The sequence below is a fragment of the Mangrovibacillus cuniculi genome (genome assembly GCF_015482585.1).
In the GTDB taxonomy this organism is placed as follows: Bacteria; Bacillota; Bacilli; order Bacillales; family R1DC41; genus Mangrovibacillus; species Mangrovibacillus cuniculi.
This window is the reverse complement of record NZ_CP049742.1, coordinates 1897816-1915075: the sequence shown is the minus strand read 5'-3', so window position 1 is coordinate 1915075 and position 17260 is coordinate 1897816. Positions and strand designations below refer to the sequence as shown.

Sequence of the window (17260 nt, the reverse complement as noted above, 5' to 3'; positions counted from 1 at the left end):
ATTGTGGGGGCGTTTTTTGTTACGTGAAGTAACAACTCAGTGTTGGCCACGTGACGTGGCCTGCCCTTAACTGAGTATCCTTAATGTAATGATCACTAAGCAACCAAACCCAACCAAAGCCAGTTGCAGAAGTGGCCTGCCCTTAACTGAGTATCCTTAATGTAATGATCACTAAGCAACCAAACCCAACCAAAGCCAGTTGCAGAAGTGGCCCGTACTTAACTGAGTATCCTTAATGTGAGGACACTAAGCAATAAACTCAAAACAAACTTAGCTGTAAACGTGACCATTACATTTCTAAAAGTAAGTAAACAAATCATTCAGATAGAATTTTAAGGAGGCATTTTGATGAATTTAATACAAGATTTAAAAGACAGAGGAATTATTTATCAACAAACAGATGAACAAGGAATGCAGGAACTTCTAAATAAAGAAAGTGTTTCACTATATTGTGGGATTGATCCAACAGCAGATAGTATGCACATTGGTCACCTATTACCTTTCCTAACGTTACGCCGCTTTCAACAAGCTGGTCACCGTCCGGTTGTGCTAGTTGGAGGAGCTACAGGATTAATTGGAGATCCAAGTGGTAAATCGGAAGAAAGACAACTCCAAACGTTGGATGATGTAAAACACAATGTAGCTTCCATTCAAGAACAGTTAAAATCAATTTTCACATTTGAAGGAGACACAGGTGCAATCATGGTGAATAACTATGATTGGATTGGTGCAACGGATATGGTTACGTTCTTACGTGATATTGGGAAGCACATTGGTGTGAACTACATGTTAGCGAAAGATACAATTGCAAATCGTTTAGAGACGGGAATTTCTTTCACAGAGTTCACGTATACAATTCTTCAAGCTATGGACTTTATGCACCTTTATGAAAACCATAATTGTCGTCTTCAAATCGGAGGTAGTGATCAGTGGGGGAACATTACTACTGGTTTAGAGCTTATTCGTAAAACACAAGGAGAAGGCGCAAAAGCATTTGGCATGACAATACCACTAGTAACAAAAGCAGATGGAACAAAATTCGGTAAAACAGAGAGTGGAGCTATTTGGTTAGATCCAAAGAAGACTACGCCGTACGAGTTTTACCAATTCTGGATTAACACTGCGGATGCTGATGTGGTGAAATACTTGAAGTTCTTCACATTCCTTTCTATGGAAGAAATTAATGAGTTGGAAAAGAGTGTAGAAGAGGAAGCGCATCTACGAAAAGCACAAAAAACATTAGCGGAAGAAATGACGAAATTAATTCACGGTGAAGAAGCGTTGGCACAAGCAATTCGCATTTCAGAAGCGCTTTTCAGTGGTGACATTAAGTCTCTATCTGTAGATGAAATTCGTCAAGGATTTAAGGACGTTCCTACGTTTGTAAGTGAGGAATTAAATCCAGGTTTAGTTGATTTACTTGTTGCTGCAAAAATTAGTCCATCTAAACGTCAAGCTCGTGAAGATGTACAAAACGGTGCTGTTTATGTAAATGGTGAACGTATGACGGACGTAGGTTCTGCACTTACTAATGAAGATCGTCTAGGCGGAGAATTCACTATAATTAGACGTGGTAAAAAGAAATACACGATGATTCGTTTTTCATAATTCAGTTAATGTAAAAACCATTCTACGGAGAAGTGTGATACGCTTCTTATAGAATGGTTTTTTGATGTGTCTTGTAAATAAAATAGCGTATTTTATGGAAAGGAGAGATAAAGTGTTTTATGCACTGCTTGCAGTAGTCTTATTGATTCAAGTAGCTTTATTGTTTGCTATATTCACTTCTGTTTTTAAGAAAAATGTAAGGAATGGTATAGTCTTTTTGACTATTTTACTCATAGTGTTTAGTTATCAAACATGGACAGCATTTCAGTTTTTCCCGTTATTGGGTTGGTTTACTTTAGGGTTAATTAGTATGATGGGTAGTATAAGTTTTATAGTTATCCGTCGATGCTAAATTATTTCTTCTTAAATTGTGGCTTAGAGCCGAAGCCGTAGGAAGAGAGAAGGAAGGTATACGGCTTTAAGCCGAAGCCGTAGGAAAATATCCAAAGAAATGGCTCTCATAGGCACAACCACATACTTGTAAAGTAACTCAATCCTTTATTTACCTAATCCTTCATTGATCCAACTTGTAATAGTAGACACGATTTCCTCTTGCTGTTCTTTAACACTGATTCCTGCTGTATTATCACCTTTTTGCTCTCCATATACACCAAATTGTGCATGGTTTCCACCTTTTATTTCATGAATGATTGTATTTTTAGATAACAATCTTGCATTTTTTTCTATTTCTTCGTAAGTTGTTAATCCATCTCGTTCTCCATAAATACTTAATATTGGAAAATTAGTATTAGAGAAATCACTTTTTCCACTTGGATAGGAAGCCAATAAAATTAATCCTTTCAAATTATCTTGCTGTTCAAAAGCAAAGCTTGCAGCTGCCACACCACCAAGTGAATGTCCGCCAATGAACCACTGATCAATGCTTTCATGGTTATCAATAATACCCTTAGCTTTATTTACATTTGTTATCGCCAAGTTTAGTGGCATGGAAGGTATAGCTACCATAAAACCACTTTCAGATAGTTCTTGCCCTAAATAAAAATAAGCTTCTGGCTCTACTTTGGCACCAGGATAGATAATGATACCTATATCACTCTCTTTTTCCGGTGTAAAAATATACGTACTGTTCTCTTTCAACGGAACTTCCTCTAACATTGCTGATAGATTCTCCGTTCCTTTATATGTCATCTGCGTCCAAATAAAAAAGCTAGTAAGAGTAAGGAATATAACTCCAATAATGAAAAGGGATAGCAGTCTACTTTTTTTCATACAGCACCTCTATCACATTAAGATGAAAAGAATCCAGTGATTAATTTAAACAAATCTTGTAATACCCCATATAAAACAGCTAAATAACAAACCGATGCTAGGCTATAAAAAGCCCATTTTACTAATTTTTTGGCTTTTTTCATATGTCACCCCATATAATTGTTTTTTTTAGTTTTCCCATACATATACAAAACATTTCAAGGGTGAGAGATTTACTATTGTATAGAATATTCATTATCCAATTATAATGGCAAAAAAAATCCCCTGAAACGTTGTTGAAACAACATTTCAAGGGATTTAGGTGCATTACTCTGCCATCTAGAAAGATTAACGAGAGTAGAACTCAACGATAAGAGCTTCGTTGATATCAGCAGGACACTCAGAACGCTCTGGTAAGCGAGTGAAAGAACCTTCTAATTTATCAGCATCAAAAGTTAAGAAGTCAGGTACGAAGTTGTTTACTTCGATAGCTTCCTTAACGATAGAAAGGTTACGAGATTTCTCACGAAGAGTAATCGTTTGACCTGCTTTTAGGCTGTAAGAAGGAATGTCAACGCGCTTGCCATCAACCATAACGTGACCGTGGTTAACTAGCTGACGAGCTTGACGACGTGTACGAGCAAGACCTAAACGGTATACTACGTTATCAAGACGAGCTTCTAGAAGTGACATGAAGTTGTCACCGTGTTTACCTTGAGCTTTACCAGCTTTATCGAATAACGTGCGGAATTGACGCTCGTTTACACCATACATATGACGAAGCTTTTGCTTCTCTTGTAATTGTAAACCATATTCTGAGATTTTCTTACGTTGGTTAGGACCGTGTTGTCCTGGTGCGTAAGGGCGTTTTTCTAATTCTTTACCTGTGCCGCTTAGAGAGATTCCAAGACGACGAGACAGTTTCCAAGCTGGACCTGTATAACGAGCCATGAGAGACTCCTCCTTTTTGTTTTTATTTTGTTGTAAAATAAAAACCGGCAATCATCAGCGTCATGAGTATACTGTTTTCATGTAACTTCGCCCTAGCAGCAGCGGGTTACGGGTTACACCTCACTTAGAGGAACAGTATAGAATCATCAAACCGTGATACTAGGCTGCATTATTTTACACAACGAACATTATATAATCTATAAATGCTATAGTCAAGGAAAGATATAAAATTAAGGAGAAGTAGAATGATAGAAACCAAAAAAGAGAAGCAATGGAGATTTATTTTTATTGGAGTTTCTATACTGATTGTGGTCTTAGCTTTCCGATTTCAACAACTAACATCGAGTGAAATACCTAAGCAAGAGTGGGTTGCGGAAAATAGTGCCTACATCTACTTTGTTCAATCCATGAAAAAAGGAGAAATAACACATATTTCTCTTTATCAAGTAGATAAAAATCACCAGTACAAAACGGTATTATTTGATCAAATTGAAGAGTCGTCAGATATAAAAGAGATTTATATTGATGCATATTTCCAAGAAACTTTTATAAAAACCTCAGAGTCTTATTTCGCAGTAAGTGAAAAGGGTATTAAAAAAGTTAAAGCTCCAAATAGTAAAAAAAAGGCAACAAAGAGAATCCCCTTTTCTGTAGAAAATAACCGTAAACTTTATATAAAAGAGAGTAATCTATCCTATGAATTACCCCAAAGTAGCAAAGTACTAGATATCATTAAAGGAAATGAAATTTATCTTATTTTTACAGAAACAGATTGGATAATATTAGAAAGGTAGAAAAAACCAACTGATAGTCCGAAAGTATGTATTTCAACCACAAAAATTTTATCGTATATGCTATAATAGGATAAATGAACTATTTTAAGAGGAAAAATAAACCAATAGGTGATTTCAAATGAGTGAAGTTAAATGGAATATGTGATCTTAAAATACAAAGCGATGCTTTATGAACTTTCAACAAACGAACAATCCCATAGTTCTTCTCGTTATTTATTAAAACCTTGGTCGGAAGGTGTGCAAGGATTATTAAATGCACCAATACATCTTTGTATTGGTAAAATTGTAGATCAACGTGTAGAAGATTTGAGATCCATTTTCTTTAGTGGACCATTATCTTATCCATATGATATAAAGTTGAATGAATTTTACAAGTGTAAAAATAGTTCCTACACGTTTAGTTACACAGCACATTCTTCAAACGTAGTGTTCTCCTTTCCTTTCATTAATAACAACCACTTACTTTTAATCTTAGAAAAAAAGGACTTCACTTTATACTCAGAGTTGTTCTGGCAAGAGTTCTGTAAAGAGACTATGAGGTTCTTTCAAAGAATTATTTTCATTCAAGAAAGAATAGAAGATGAACGTCGCTATAAAGAGTTGTATAGGGTGACGGAAAAATTTCATTCTTCAATGGACGATCAGCTAGTTTTAATGGAACTTATGAATACATTAAAGAGAGTGTACCATCGGTTTGACTATACATTACTACTAACAAATCAATATGAAAATATAGATGGATTACCAGTTACCTATTTTGATTTTGATTCAGCTAATCTTGCAGTAATGGAAGCATTTACAGGTGGCGTATCAACTTTTGAAAAAATTCCTGGAGAAGTCACTTTATTTTATGCGCCATTACGTGGGAAACAAGGTGTATATGGCGTATTACAAGTAGAAACACCCTTTCATTCTCCTTATTTAGATACGGAAATAGAATTTATTCGTTTACTTGCTGATACAGCAGGGTCTGCTCTAGAAAATGCTAAGTTATATAAACAATCAAAGAAACTTATCTCAGATTTACAACTTATCAATGAAACTTCCCATCACTTAAATCGTAGTTTGCGACTTACGGACACGCTTACCTTTTTAGGAAAACAGATAACAAAACATTTTCATTCTACCTCTTATGGTTTCGTATTGTTGCATCATGGAGAGTTCCATGTTGATGGAAGCGAACCATTTATGAATGAAGATGTTTCAAGATATCTAGAGCACATTATGAAGAAAATGAAACAATTTCCAGATAGTATATTTATGGTTGATGTTGAAGCAAAACTGGATTGGACGGAAGCTCCATACAAGTCTGTTATGGCAGTGCCAATGATGCAATCGGGAGAGATGATGGGGGTTTGTATTGTACTTCACAAAGAAGCCTATGCCTATACCTTTGAAATGTTTAAATTTCTCCAATCCATTATTGATCACTCAACTTTAGCTATTCACAATTCGATCTTGCGAGATGAATTGGAACGCTTAGTCTCCACAGATTATTTAACACAACTATATAACAGGAGTTATCTGGACAAAATGATGGGTGCTTCCCTTGAAAGAGATGAGTGTGGGTCGTTTATTCTAATTGATATCGATGATTTCAAATTAGTAAATGATACACATGGTCATCAAGTTGGTGATGAAGTAATTGTACAGGTGGGTTCTATTATGCAAAAGATTCTTGGATTACAAGAGTTTGGCGCACGATGGGGTGGAGAAGAGTTAGCGATATACTTACCAAATTGGAAATTAGAAAAAGCTGTCCTTTTAGCAAATGAACTGTCCACTCGAGTAAGAAAAGAAATTCAGCCAAGTATTACTATATCCTGTGGGGTTGCTTATTGGGACAAACCAAAAGAACAAGTGAAAAATGTCTTTCATCGAGCAGATACTGCCTTGTACTTCGCAAAAGAAAATGGAAAAAATCAAGTAGTATCACAAACTGAATTTTAACCAAGATAATAAGAAGAGCTGTGAAAGGTGGCGGCACCACCTTTCACAGCTCTTTTCCACATTGTTATAGAAACCTCAATAACGTTTCACAGAACTTTTCTAATTGAACTCGATCTACTTCGTCAAAACGAGCAAGTTCAGGACTATCAATATCTAAAACTCCGATAACTTCACCATCTTTTACAAGTGGAACAACAATCTCTGACAAAGAAGCCGCATCACAAGCAATGTGTCCAGGGAATTCGTGAACATTAGCTACTAGCTGCGTTTTTCCTTGTTCTGCTGCAGTTCCGCAGACGCCTCTCCCTAAAGGAATTCGAACGCAAGCTGGAAGGCCTTGGAATGGACCTAAAACTAATTCTTTTCCGTCCATTAAGTAGAAGCCTACCCAGTTAACTCGATCTAAGAATTGATTTAAAAGTGCTGCTGCATTGGATAAGTTTGCAATTTGATTTGGTTCGCCTTCTAAAAGTGCTTCTAACTGTTTAATAACAGTTGCATATCTAGCTTCACGTGAACCAGAATAATTTTCGACATGGAACATACTAATCATCCTCCAATTGACAAAATACGTTCTTCTTCTCGTGTGAATCATCTTACAATGCTATTTCTGTCGAAAGATTATAGCAGGAATAAAAGAGTCAAAGTAAGAAGGTAGTAAATACGTAATTGCTCTTTTTGCAACTATACATGAAATGAAGGAAATTGGGAACTATTTAGCTTCCAATTAGGAGGTGCGACGATGGAAGATAAAAAGGCACAAATTATTCATTCAGCAATACAGTTGTTTCAAGCAAAAGGGTATGGTGGAACATCTGTCAGAGATATAGCGACGAAAGCAGAAATGAATGTTTCATTAATAAGTTATTATTTTAATAATAAAGACGGACTTTTACGGAATATTTTTTTGTTGTATTTTGAAAAGTACTTTCAAACTATCGAAGAAACTGTTTTTAAACATTCCGATAAAGAAGATAGTGAATTTATCTATGAATATATTCATGCGATTTTATCTTTTCATGCGAAAGAACATGTTCTTTCTAGATTTGTCTTGCGTGAAATGGCTACAGATACTCAATTAGTAAGGGAGTTAACAGCTACATATTTAATGAAAGAGCGACAATATTTTATCTCCCTTTTTCACAAGATTCCTGTTCAAGACACTCCTGCCATACCGGATCGGTTTTTATTATTACAATTTAAATCCATGCTAATTATGCCATTTTTACAAGCACAATACGCAAGAGAAGTGTGGCAACTCTTCCCTAACGAACCATACTTTGTTGATCGTCATACACAAGTAATTATGCAATGGGTTACAAAAACTTGGGTTTTGCCACCAAAACAAAGATTAAAAGTGGCGTATTAATTCACGTAGTTCATTTGTAACGCCTTGTGCTAGCCCATTTGGATGATGTGCGTCAGAACCATATACACATGGTATTTGCATGGACAATGCTTGTTGAATAACGGATATAGGAGGATAAACCTCTTTGCAATATGGTTTAACTATTCCAGCTCCATTACAGTCTAGCTGATAATTATATTTTTGTGTTTCTTGTAGAATGGTACCCCACCATTCTTTTTCTTTTGTCTTATACTCTTTTGAAACAGGGAAAAGTTCCTGGAATTTGTGTACAAGCGTGATATGTCCGAGTCTTTTGGGTTTAAATGAACCTAAGTCAGCGTGAATACTAGCTAAGATGGACTGGTAGTATGTATCGTAAATTCTCTCTACACTTCCAAAAGATTGAATCATAACATGAAATGTATCTTCATGATAATCTAAACAAAACCATTGATTTTTGTCCTTTAAAAAATGAACTGAGAGGATACAATCATCAATCTGCATGCCATACTCGTTTAAGAAATCCTTGGTTTCTTCTTCCAATCCTTCTATATAATCTACTTCAAAACCACATTGAATAGTGATCTTATTTGCATAGTAATCTTTTAATGCTGTAACTTCTTTTATATAGAGAGGTACGTCTGCTACCGTCATAGCACTATCTTTTAACGGTGTGGGGTCTGTGAATGACGTTGGAAGTGGTGCATGCTCTGTAAAAGTGATTCGTTCAAGTCCTAAACGTATCGCTTTTTCTACATAAGCGGTAAGAGATTCTTTACTTCCATGTGGGCAAAAAGGGGTGTGGATGTGGCCGTCACGCTTCATGAAAATCGCTCCTTTATACGATACTTTCTTATAAGTTAGTTAATTTGAAAAAAATATGCAAAATAACGTCAAATTTTGTCTTTGTCATGGTATCATTAAGACATTATTTTAATCTACAGTAAAGTAGTTAAAGAGAAACGTGCGAGTATGGAACAGGGGGCTTACGATGGAAATATTCATCGGTGCAATAATCACAATCATTGCCATTATTATCTATACACAAATTAATAAACGTAAACGATTTAAAGAGATTGATGATTTAGATCAATTTAAAAAAGAACTAATTAATCGCCCGGTACTAGATGAACTTTCTAAAGTGAAATCACTGAACCTTACTGGGGAAGCGGAAGAATGGTTTGAAAAATGGAGACAAGAATGGGATGAAATTATCACAGTTCATTTCCCCGACATTGAAGAATGGTTCTTTGAAGCAGAAGATGCTGCTGAAAAGTATAAATTTAAAAAGTCCCAAGAAAGAACTGTATTTATAGCAGAACAACTAGAAGTTATAGAAGAGAGAATAAACACTATTCTAAAAGAACTTGCTTACTTAATTGAAAGTCATGAAACCAATGAAGAAAAAGTGAAAGGTGCACTCGAAGTCATCCATTCACTTCATGTGAAACTGATAAACGAAAAGACTTCTTTTGGAAGAGCTGCACGTGCGTTAGAAAAGGAATATGAGAACTTGCTAAACATTATTCGTCAGTATGAGGAGTTAACAGGAAATGGCGACTATTTAAAAGCAAATTCAGTGGTAACTGAGTTGTTAGAACACGTTACAGTACTAGAAAAGAAGTTAACTCAAATTCCTTCTTACCTTAATGATTTCTCCAATCCTATTACAGCAGACATTTTAGATGCAACAGAAGGATTTGCAGAAATGAAAAAGATGGGTTACAACTTAAACCATTTGAAATTAGAAGAAGAATTAAAAGCCTTAGAGAATTTACAGGCAACTATCCTACAAGACCTTTATCAAGGAAGTATCGCTGTAGCTTCAGAAAAAGGAGAAGAATTAACAAACAGAATTGAAAGCATCTTTGACCATTACCAAGTGGAAGTGGAAGCTAGGACTAATACCAAAGAATTAGAGCCCAAAGTAAAAGATTTACTTGATACTGTGACAATTTTGCATGAAGAAGCGATGGAGCAAGTAGAAGAAGTAAAAAGGTCATATGAATTGGCTAAAGAAGAAAAAGACGCACCAACCAATTTTTATTCTACGTTTAATAAACTAAAAAAGAGATATGAAGGTTTAGCGGATGGTCTCGCGCAATCAAATGTCATTTATTCATCTACACATGAAGCTTTAATAGAGATTGAAAATGAATTAACGCAGTTAGAGCTTCACTACAAAGAATACATAGCTCACTTAAAAACGTTAAGAAAAGATGAATTACTATCGAAAGAAATTATCGCTAAGACCAAGCTTCAGCTGATGGATATCGCACAGAGATTACTAAAGAGTAATACGCCAGGTGTTCCTGCTTCTTTCCAAGCGTACCTTGAGGAAACAACAAACCATGTTCAACATACGTTTGATCTATTAAAACAAAATCCGTTAAACATGAAGCTTATTAATGAATCAGTGGAAGAAGCTAGTTCACGTGTGAAGGAACTTGATGAGCGAGTAGAAGAATTGATGGATCAATGTCGTTTAGCGGAGCAAGTTATTCAGTATGGGAATCGATATCGTAACCGTTATGAAGTGGTGAAAATAGGATTAACACAAGCGGAAAAATCATTCCGTTCTTACCAATACCAACAAGCTTTAGAAGAAGCTGCTACAGCTTTGGAAGAAGTAGAACCAGGTGCCTTACAAAAAATAGAGAAGTTGCTAAACGAAGACGAATGAGACTTCCAAGCTTCACGTTCATCCTTTTAAGTGCACTGTCGTTTGTCGTATGGGGAGCCGTATTGTTTATGTATCTTCAACCAATTCCCTTCGTGCAAGATTCGAAGGAACTAGTAGCTTCTGTTCCTTTAGATAAAACTATAAATGAAAATAGTGACACTCGTGAAGAGAGTGTGCAAGTTACGTCTTCTTTCAAAGAACAAGGTTTAATGCTTGAAGATGTAAGTCATTTAGTACAAAATGGAACTGTTTCAATCGATTCTTTACTACAGTTTGTAAATGGACAAAGGGAGAGGTAAAGCTTCCTTTGTTTTTTTATTTGTGAATATTGGGAATGGTAATCGTATCTTAAAATACATGATAAGTTAATCACAGAAGGGAACTAACATGATTTATTTAGATAATAGTGCGACGACACAACCTTTTGCAGAAGTTGTGGATACTTTTGCTACCGTTTCTACTAAATATTTTGGAAATCCATCTTCCTTGCATGAGCTTGGGAGCCAATCGTCTAAATTATTGCAAAAAGCTAGGGAACAAGTTGCTACAATTTGTAATGTGCAACCTAGAGATGTAGTCTTCACTTCTGGAGGCACAGAGGGAAATAACATGATAGTAAAAGGCGTCGCAGAACAAAATGGGATTTCTAAAACCCATATTATCACAGCTGAAACGGAACATCCTTCTATCTTAGAAACGGTTCATTATTTAGAAAAACAAGGTGCGAAGGTTTCGTATATTCCTGTCGACGAATCTGGGTTAATTCAGTTATCTGAATTAGAAGCAGCAATTACAAATGATACAACGCTAGTTACATTTATGAGTGTGAATAATGAAACAGGTGTCGTCCAACCAATTAGTAAGATTGGTGAAGTAGTCAAAAAATATTCTAAGGCGCACTTTCATGTTGATCATGTGCAAGGAATGACGAAAGTAGAATTAAAGGTAGATGAATGGCATATTGATTCATTTACAATTTCAGGCCATAAAGTTCATGGATTAAAGGGGACAGGTGCATTAATCCTGAAAAAAAATAAGCTTGTATCCCCATTGTTAAGAGGTGGTGGACAAGAACAAGATTTAAGAAGTGGGACAGAAAATGTTGCAGGAGCTGTGAGTCTTGCGAAAGCATTAAGGTTAGTAGAAGAGAGAAAAAACCTAACGGAGCTTTCCAAGTTAACCAATGAATTTAAAGAAAAAGTTAAACATCATCCGAAACTTTTGTTAAACAGTCCACTAGAAAATAGTGCCCCTCATATAATTAATTTTTCTGCTCCTGGAACACCTGGAGAAGTACTTGTTCATGCTTTAGAGATGAAAGGTATTTATGTATCTACAACAAGTGCTTGTTCCTCTAAGCTTGCAAAGGCCAGCACTGTTTTATTAGCAATGGGAAGAAAAGATGCAGAAGCAAAAAGCTCTATTAGAATATCTTTATCCATACAATCAACAGAGGAAGAACTTATCAAAGCTTGGAGTGCATTAGAAGCATTTTTAGCATCTTAGGGAGGAAATGAATGTGAAGATAGATCGTATTTTAATTAGATATGGAGAACTAAGTACAAAAGGAAGAAACCGTAATTCTTTTATTAAACAGTTAAAAAAGAATTGTTTATTAGCTTTGAAAGGTCTAACTGTCAAAATCGAAGCGGACAGAGATCGTATGTATGTGTATACGGAGCAGCAGGAGCAAGATGAAGTAATGGAGCGGTTAACAAAGATATTTGGAATCCACTCATTTAGTCCGGTAATAAAAGTGGAGAAAGATCTGGATAGTATAAAAACAATCGCTACACAAATGGTTCAAGAACAAAAAAATAAAGGTTTAGTAACATTTAAAGTAAATACGAAAAGATCTGATAAATCATTTCCCCTAGAAACAAATGAGGTTAATCGACAGATTGGTGGGTATGTAAAAGGGAATGTTGAGGGGCTGGAGGTTGCCTTAAAACAGCCAGACATCGAGTTGAAACTAGAAATTAGAGATAACGGCGTTTATATTATGTGTGAAACAATTGAGGGAATGGGTGGTCTCCCTGTTGGAACTTCCGAAAAAGCTATGTTAATGCTCTCAGGTGGCTTAGATAGTCCTGTAGCTGGTTTTATGACAATGAAAAGAGGAGTGGAAATAGAAGCGGTTCACTTTTTTAGTCCTCCTTATACTAGCGAACGATCTAAAGAAAAAGTTATTGCTCTTGCAGAAAAATTAGCGGCTTTTAGTGGAAAAGTTACTTTACACATTGTTCCATTCACCAAGATACAAGAACAAATTCAACAGCAAGTCCCAGAGAATTATACGATGACTTCTACACGAAGAATGATGTTAAAAATTACAGATCAAATTAGAGAAAGAAGGGGAGGATTAGCCATTGTAAACGGTGAAAGTTTAGGACAAGTTGCAAGTCAGACACTACACAGTATGATGGCAATCAATGACGTAACAGCGACACCGATTATACGACCTGTGATATCAATGGACAAATTAGAGATTATTTCTATAGCAAAAACCATAGATACGCATGATATCTCCATTTTACCGTTTGAAGACTGTTGTACGATTTTTACTCCTGCTGCACCTAAAACAAGACCAAAACTAGAAAAAGTAAAATATTATGAAAGTTTCTTACCATTTGATGAGTATATTGCCGAAGCGGTGGACAGTGTAGAAACAATCGAAATCACAAAGGGATATACTGCGAAGCAAGAAGAAGAATTAATGGAATTACTGTAAAACGAAGATTTAGTACAGAATTTTTATAATGAAAACACTTAGGATAAATTACCAATATTAATCGTGCATGAACATCTCTCCTTGTGCACATTCTATACTCACAAGGAGGTGATATCACATGGCACGTACAAACGACTTAGTGGCACCAGGTGCACAACAAGCTATCGACCAAATGAAGTACGAAATCGCTTCTGAATTTGGAGTAAACCTAGGACCAGACACAACTGCTCGCGCTAACGGATCTGTTGGTGGAGAGATTACTAAACGTCTAGTTCAAATGGCTGAGCAACAACTTGGCGGTGGATACCAAAAGTAATTGTTATAATGGCTACAGAGAGTGGGTTTAGACCCACTCTCTTATTTTTGTTACGTGACCAGTAACAACTCCGTGTTAGCCACGTGATGTGGCCTGTACTTAACGGAGTCTCCTTTATGTTAGGGAGCACGGATAACTGAGGCGACAAATGAGGAAAGTCGTAATGTTGGAGAAGGAGACACGGCGACAAAAGGGTTAAGTCGCCCTACACAGTGGAAAAATCCCCAATGAAATTCAGTTTCAAATTCACCTCACTAATTTTGCGTGAATAAAAGGATTTTGGCCTCCGATGAAGAATCTAAGAAAGGAATGATATATTAAAGGAGGTCTTTACATGCAAGCGCAGTTAGTTGCCCCTAAAGAATATAACATCACAGATGAATGGATGAAATCATCTATCCCACAAGATCGATTGGCAATAGTCAGTGAAAACGAAGAAGGTAATGTAACGACTAGGACATACGGAGAATTGCGTACTAGGATAAATAAAATTGGTAACGCTTTCTCGAAGCTTGGACTACATAAAGGAGACGTCATTTTACTCTTACTTCCTAGGGGAATTACAGCATACGAAGTGTATGGTGGAGCTTTGAAATTAGGGTTAGTTATTATCCCTTCATCCGAAATGCTAAGAGAGAAAGATATTCTTTATAGAATCGAACATAGCGATGCTAAAGCTATTATTGTACATGATCAATTTGCTAAAGCCTTTGAAGAAATGAATTTACCGGATACATTAACAAAATGTGTCGTAGGTGGTCATACCAATTCAGGTTTTGGACACAATATCTCCGTTCTAATGGAAGAAGAATCATCAGATTGGCATCAACCCAAAACGAATAGGGATGATTTAGCATTCTTATCATACACGTCAGGAACGACAGGAAATCCAAAGGCAGTTATGCATACACATAGTTGGGGATACGCACATATTCGTACAGCAGCAAGTGGTTGGATGGGTATTCAAGAGGCAGACAGAGTATGGGCAACTGCAGGACCAGGGTGGCAAAAATGGATATGGTCACCTTTTCTATCTGTACTTGGCAGTGGTGCTACCGGATACCTTTATGAAGGGAAATTTGATCCGTATGCATATCTTGCATTTTTAAAGAAACATGCTATCCAAGTATTATGTTGTACACCTACAGAGTATCGATTAATGGCAAAAGATAAGAGAATTAGTGAATTTTCCTTACCGCACTTAAGGTCGGCCGTTTCAGCTGGAGAGCCTCTTAACATGGAAGTAATCCATTTGTTCAAACGTTTGTTTAATGTTAATGTGCGAGATGGATATGGTCAAACCGAAAATACACTATTATTAGGTTTTATGGAAGATACACCCCTGCTGCCAGGTGCAATGGGCAAGCCAACACCAGGAAACTGGGTAGAAGTGGTAGATGAAGATGGAACACCTTGTCTGATTGGGGAAGTCGGACATATAGCCGTTCACAAATCTACCCCTGCACTATTTAAAGGGTATTTTCGTGATAAAGAAAGAACAGAGAGACAGTATCGAGGAGACTTTTACTTAACTGGTGACAAAGCAAGAAAAGATGAAGAAGGATACTTCTGGTTTGAGGGAAGAAGTGATGACATTATCATTAGTTCAGGGTATACTATCGGGCCTTTTGAAGTAGAAGATGCGTTAACGCAACATCCTGCAGTACAAGAATGTGCGGTAATAGCAAGTCCGGATCCGGATCGAGGTAATATTGTCAAAGCATACGTAGTTCTTGTGGAAAAGCAAAAAATGCCAGAGGAAGAATTAGTGACATTATTACAAAACCATGTGAAAGAACTAACTGCCCCATACAAATATCCAAGAAAAATAGAATTTGTACGCGAGTTACCAAAAACAACTTCCGGTAAAATTAGAAGAGTAGAGTTAAGAAAGTGGGATCTAGAAACTTTAAATCAATAGACCATAGGAGTATACTATAAACAAGGGGCGGCTCATTACGAAGCCGTCTTTATTTGTTATGTGATCAGTAACAACACATTGTTGACCATACGATGTGGTTCGTTCTTTGATGATTCTCCTTTTATAATTTCTAAAGTAAGGCGGGGAAAGATGTGAAGCGTCAGTTATGGGTTAATGGACGATTTGTCACGATGAGGAGTGAAGGTGAGGAAGTTAATGCAATTATCATTCAGGATGATAAGATTATTAAAATTGGTGATAGAAAAGATTTAGAGCCTTTAATAGAATTATATGATGAAATAAAAGATTGTAGCGGTCAGGTATATTACCCTGGTTTTGTAGACAGTCATATGCATCTAATAGGTCATGGGGAGTCACTTTTAACTATTAACTTGTCAACTGTATCCTCATTCCAAGAAGTAATTACATGCGTAAAAGAAAAAGTTCAGCAAGTACCTCCAGGAGAATGGATTATTGCAGAAGGCTTTGATGAAGAACTATTCTATGATAGACAAAAAATTCCAACAAAGTGGGAGTTAGATAAACTAAGTCTTGTGCATCCCATTGTATTAAAGAGGAAATGCCGACATGTATTTACTGCGAATACGCTTGCTTTACAAATGGCATCCATTGAATCTACGTCTGAAAATCCCATGGGAGGAAGTTATGACAAGGTAAATGGAGAGATTACTGGGGTAATGAGAGATCGTGCTGTGGATAAAATGCTAGAAGCAATGCCTGGTAAAACAAGTGAATATTTAACTTCTGCCACGAGATTAGCTATAAAAGATGCCTGGTCTAAAGGGTTAGTTGGTGGACACTCGGAAGACTTATCTTATTACGGGAATCCACAAAATCCATTTCAAACATTTATAAAAGAAGTAGAAGAAGGGGACTTTCCGTTCAGACTGCATTTATTGGTGCACCATTTGGCAGTGGATAAAATGAAGGAATTAGACGTGCTCCATATAAACAATACTTATTTAGAACTAGGTGCAATAAAAATATTTGTAGATGGATCTTTAGGTGGAAGAACTGCATTATTAAGCACATCTTATAAAGATGCCCCTTCCACAAAAGGCATAGCTGTTCATCCAAAAGAAGTATTGGAGGATCTTGTAAAGCGTGCTAGGATAGAAAAGAAAAATATTGCCGTTCATGTCATTGGAGATCAAGCTGTGGGGGATATATTAGAGGTGATAGAAAAATACCCATGTCCGCCGAATTTATTGGATCGATTAATACATGTACCATTATTAAACAATGAATTAATTCAAAGAATGCAAGTGTTACCAATCATTGCAGATATTCAGCCGTCTTTCCTACCTAGTGATAGTTCCTATCTACATAATAGGATTCATGAGGAAGTACACACACATCGGTTTGCCTGGAAATCACTTTTAGAAGCAGGTATTATTTGTGCTGGAGGCTCTGACGCACCAATTGAAGACATTAATCCCTTAGAAGGGATTAAAGCAGCTGTTAGTAGGTCTGTGTATATGGATGGAGAAACGATAACTTACGTACCTACAGAACAATTATCTATGTACGAAGCGATTTCTCTTTATACAAAAGGTTCTGCTTTGGCCATTGGGAGAGAAAAAGAGATGGGGATGATTGCAGAAGGTTATTTTGCTGACTTTACCGTATTTAAAGAAAGATTAGACGAAATTCCGTTACAACAACTAACAGAGAATCTACACACACAGACTATTATTGGCGGGAATATAGTATTCACTCGTCCGTAAT

At 36.4% G+C, this 17260-nt stretch carries 16 protein-coding genes; 12 read left to right on the top strand and 4 right to left on the bottom strand.

From position 1 onward, the window contains the following. Positions 1-348: 348 nt before the first annotated feature. The gene (tyrS, locus tag G8O30_RS09845) at positions 349-1608 is read left to right on the top strand and encodes a tyrosine--tRNA ligase (protein ID WP_239671915.1); all 1260 of its coding nucleotides are present in this window, start codon (positions 349-351) and stop codon (positions 1606-1608) included. A 112-nt stretch (positions 1609-1720) separates the two neighbouring features. Continuing rightward, the gene (locus G8O30_RS09840; RefSeq protein ID WP_239671914.1) at positions 1721-1960 is read left to right on the top strand and encodes a hypothetical protein; all 240 of its coding nucleotides are present in this window, start codon (positions 1721-1723) and stop codon (positions 1958-1960) included. A gap of 146 nt (positions 1961-2106) precedes the next feature. Here G8O30_RS09840 and G8O30_RS09835 read toward each other — a convergent pair whose 3' ends face one another. Further along, complete coding sequence (locus tag G8O30_RS09835) at positions 2107-2838, bottom strand: alpha/beta hydrolase (protein WP_239671913.1); 732 nt, start codon at positions 2836-2838, stop codon at positions 2107-2109. 327 nt (positions 2839-3165) lie between these two features. Next, a complete protein-coding gene (gene rpsD, locus G8O30_RS09830; RefSeq protein ID WP_239671912.1) occupies positions 3166-3768 on the bottom strand; it encodes a 30S ribosomal protein S4 in 603 nt (200 codons plus the stop codon). A gap of 245 nt (positions 3769-4013) precedes the next feature. On the opposite strand from rpsD, the gene G8O30_RS09825 reads away from it, so the two are divergent. Continuing rightward, a complete protein-coding gene (locus G8O30_RS09825; RefSeq protein ID WP_239671911.1) occupies positions 4014-4562 on the top strand; it encodes a hypothetical protein in 549 nt (182 codons plus the stop codon). A gap of 132 nt (positions 4563-4694) precedes the next feature. Beyond that, the gene (locus G8O30_RS09820; protein ID WP_239671910.1) at positions 4695-6512 is read left to right on the top strand and encodes a sensor domain-containing diguanylate cyclase; all 1818 of its coding nucleotides are present in this window, start codon (positions 4695-4697) and stop codon (positions 6510-6512) included. Between the two features lie 64 nt (positions 6513-6576). Here the strand turns inward: G8O30_RS09820 and G8O30_RS09815 are convergent, their stop codons facing one another. Further along, entirely contained in the window at positions 6577-7056 is a 480-nt protein-coding gene (locus tag G8O30_RS09815; protein ID WP_239671909.1) for a GAF domain-containing protein, read from the bottom strand. Positions 7057-7254: 198 nt separating this feature from the next. On the opposite strand from G8O30_RS09815, the gene refZ reads away from it, so the two are divergent. After that, positions 7255-7881, top strand: coding sequence for a forespore capture DNA-binding protein RefZ (gene refZ, locus G8O30_RS09810; RefSeq protein ID WP_239671908.1), 627 nt, complete (start codon positions 7255-7257; stop codon positions 7879-7881). Here refZ and hisJ read toward each other — a convergent pair. Then, positions 7864-8685: a histidinol-phosphatase HisJ gene (gene hisJ / locus G8O30_RS09805; RefSeq protein WP_239671907.1), complete on the bottom strand. Its 822-nt coding sequence runs from the start codon at positions 8683-8685 to the stop codon at positions 7864-7866. The genes refZ and hisJ overlap by 18 nt on opposite strands. A gap of 166 nt (positions 8686-8851) precedes the next feature. Between hisJ and G8O30_RS09800 the strand changes: the two genes are divergently transcribed. The 7 genes from G8O30_RS09800 to G8O30_RS09770 all read left to right on the top strand — a co-directional run bounded on the left by G8O30_RS09800 (position 8852) and on the right by G8O30_RS09770 (position 17259). Continuing rightward, a complete protein-coding gene (locus G8O30_RS09800) occupies positions 8852-10543 on the top strand; it encodes a septation ring formation regulator EzrA (RefSeq protein WP_239671906.1) in 1692 nt (563 codons plus the stop codon). Positions 10544-10605: 62 nt separating this feature from the next. Next, complete coding sequence (locus tag G8O30_RS09795) at positions 10606-10842, top strand: hypothetical protein (RefSeq protein WP_239671905.1); 237 nt, start codon at positions 10606-10608, stop codon at positions 10840-10842. 88 nt (positions 10843-10930) lie between these two features. Further along, a complete protein-coding gene (locus tag G8O30_RS09790; RefSeq protein ID WP_239671904.1) occupies positions 10931-12049 on the top strand; it encodes a cysteine desulfurase family protein in 1119 nt (372 codons plus the stop codon). Positions 12050-12062: 13 nt separating this feature from the next. Further along, on the top strand, positions 12063-13274 hold the full coding sequence (thiI, locus tag G8O30_RS09785) for a tRNA uracil 4-sulfurtransferase ThiI (protein WP_239671903.1): 1212 nt from the start codon (positions 12063-12065) through the stop codon (positions 13272-13274). A gap of 118 nt (positions 13275-13392) precedes the next feature. Continuing rightward, complete coding sequence (locus tag G8O30_RS09780; RefSeq protein ID WP_239671902.1) at positions 13393-13590, top strand: alpha/beta-type small acid-soluble spore protein; 198 nt, start codon at positions 13393-13395, stop codon at positions 13588-13590. A gap of 334 nt (positions 13591-13924) precedes the next feature. Next, positions 13925-15511, top strand: a complete 1587-nt coding sequence (locus G8O30_RS09775; RefSeq protein ID WP_239671901.1) for an acyl--CoA ligase — start codon at positions 13925-13927, stop codon at positions 15509-15511. Between the two features lie 152 nt (positions 15512-15663). After that, positions 15664-17259: an amidohydrolase gene (locus G8O30_RS09770; protein WP_239671900.1), complete on the top strand. Its 1596-nt coding sequence runs from the start codon at positions 15664-15666 to the stop codon at positions 17257-17259. Position 17260: the final 1 nt, after the last annotated feature.

Coding starts and splice junctions, on each gene's coding strand:
- tyrS (WP_239671915.1), top strand. CDS start 349: ATGAATTTAATACAAGATTTAAAAGACAGAGGAATTATTTATCAACAA.
- G8O30_RS09835 (WP_239671913.1), bottom strand. CDS start 2,838: ATGAAAAAAAGTAGACTGCTATCCCTTTTCATTATTGGAGTTATATTC.
- rpsD (WP_239671912.1), bottom strand. CDS start 3,768: ATGGCTCGTTATACAGGTCCAGCTTGGAAACTGTCTCGTCGTCTTGGA.
- G8O30_RS09825 (WP_239671911.1), top strand. CDS start 4,014: ATGATAGAAACCAAAAAAGAGAAGCAATGGAGATTTATTTTTATTGGA.
- G8O30_RS09820 (WP_239671910.1), top strand. CDS start 4,695: ATGGAATATGTGATCTTAAAATACAAAGCGATGCTTTATGAACTTTCA.
- G8O30_RS09815 (WP_239671909.1), bottom strand. CDS start 7,056: ATGTTCCATGTCGAAAATTATTCTGGTTCACGTGAAGCTAGATATGCA.
- refZ (WP_239671908.1), top strand. CDS start 7,255: ATGGAAGATAAAAAGGCACAAATTATTCATTCAGCAATACAGTTGTTT.
- hisJ (WP_239671907.1), bottom strand. CDS start 8,685: ATGAAGCGTGACGGCCACATCCACACCCCTTTTTGCCCACATGGAAGT.
- G8O30_RS09800 (WP_239671906.1), top strand. CDS start 8,852: ATGGAAATATTCATCGGTGCAATAATCACAATCATTGCCATTATTATC.
- G8O30_RS09790 (WP_239671904.1), top strand. CDS start 10,931: ATGATTTATTTAGATAATAGTGCGACGACACAACCTTTTGCAGAAGTT.
- G8O30_RS09780 (WP_239671902.1), top strand. CDS start 13,393: ATGGCACGTACAAACGACTTAGTGGCACCAGGTGCACAACAAGCTATC.
- G8O30_RS09775 (WP_239671901.1), top strand. CDS start 13,925: ATGCAAGCGCAGTTAGTTGCCCCTAAAGAATATAACATCACAGATGAA.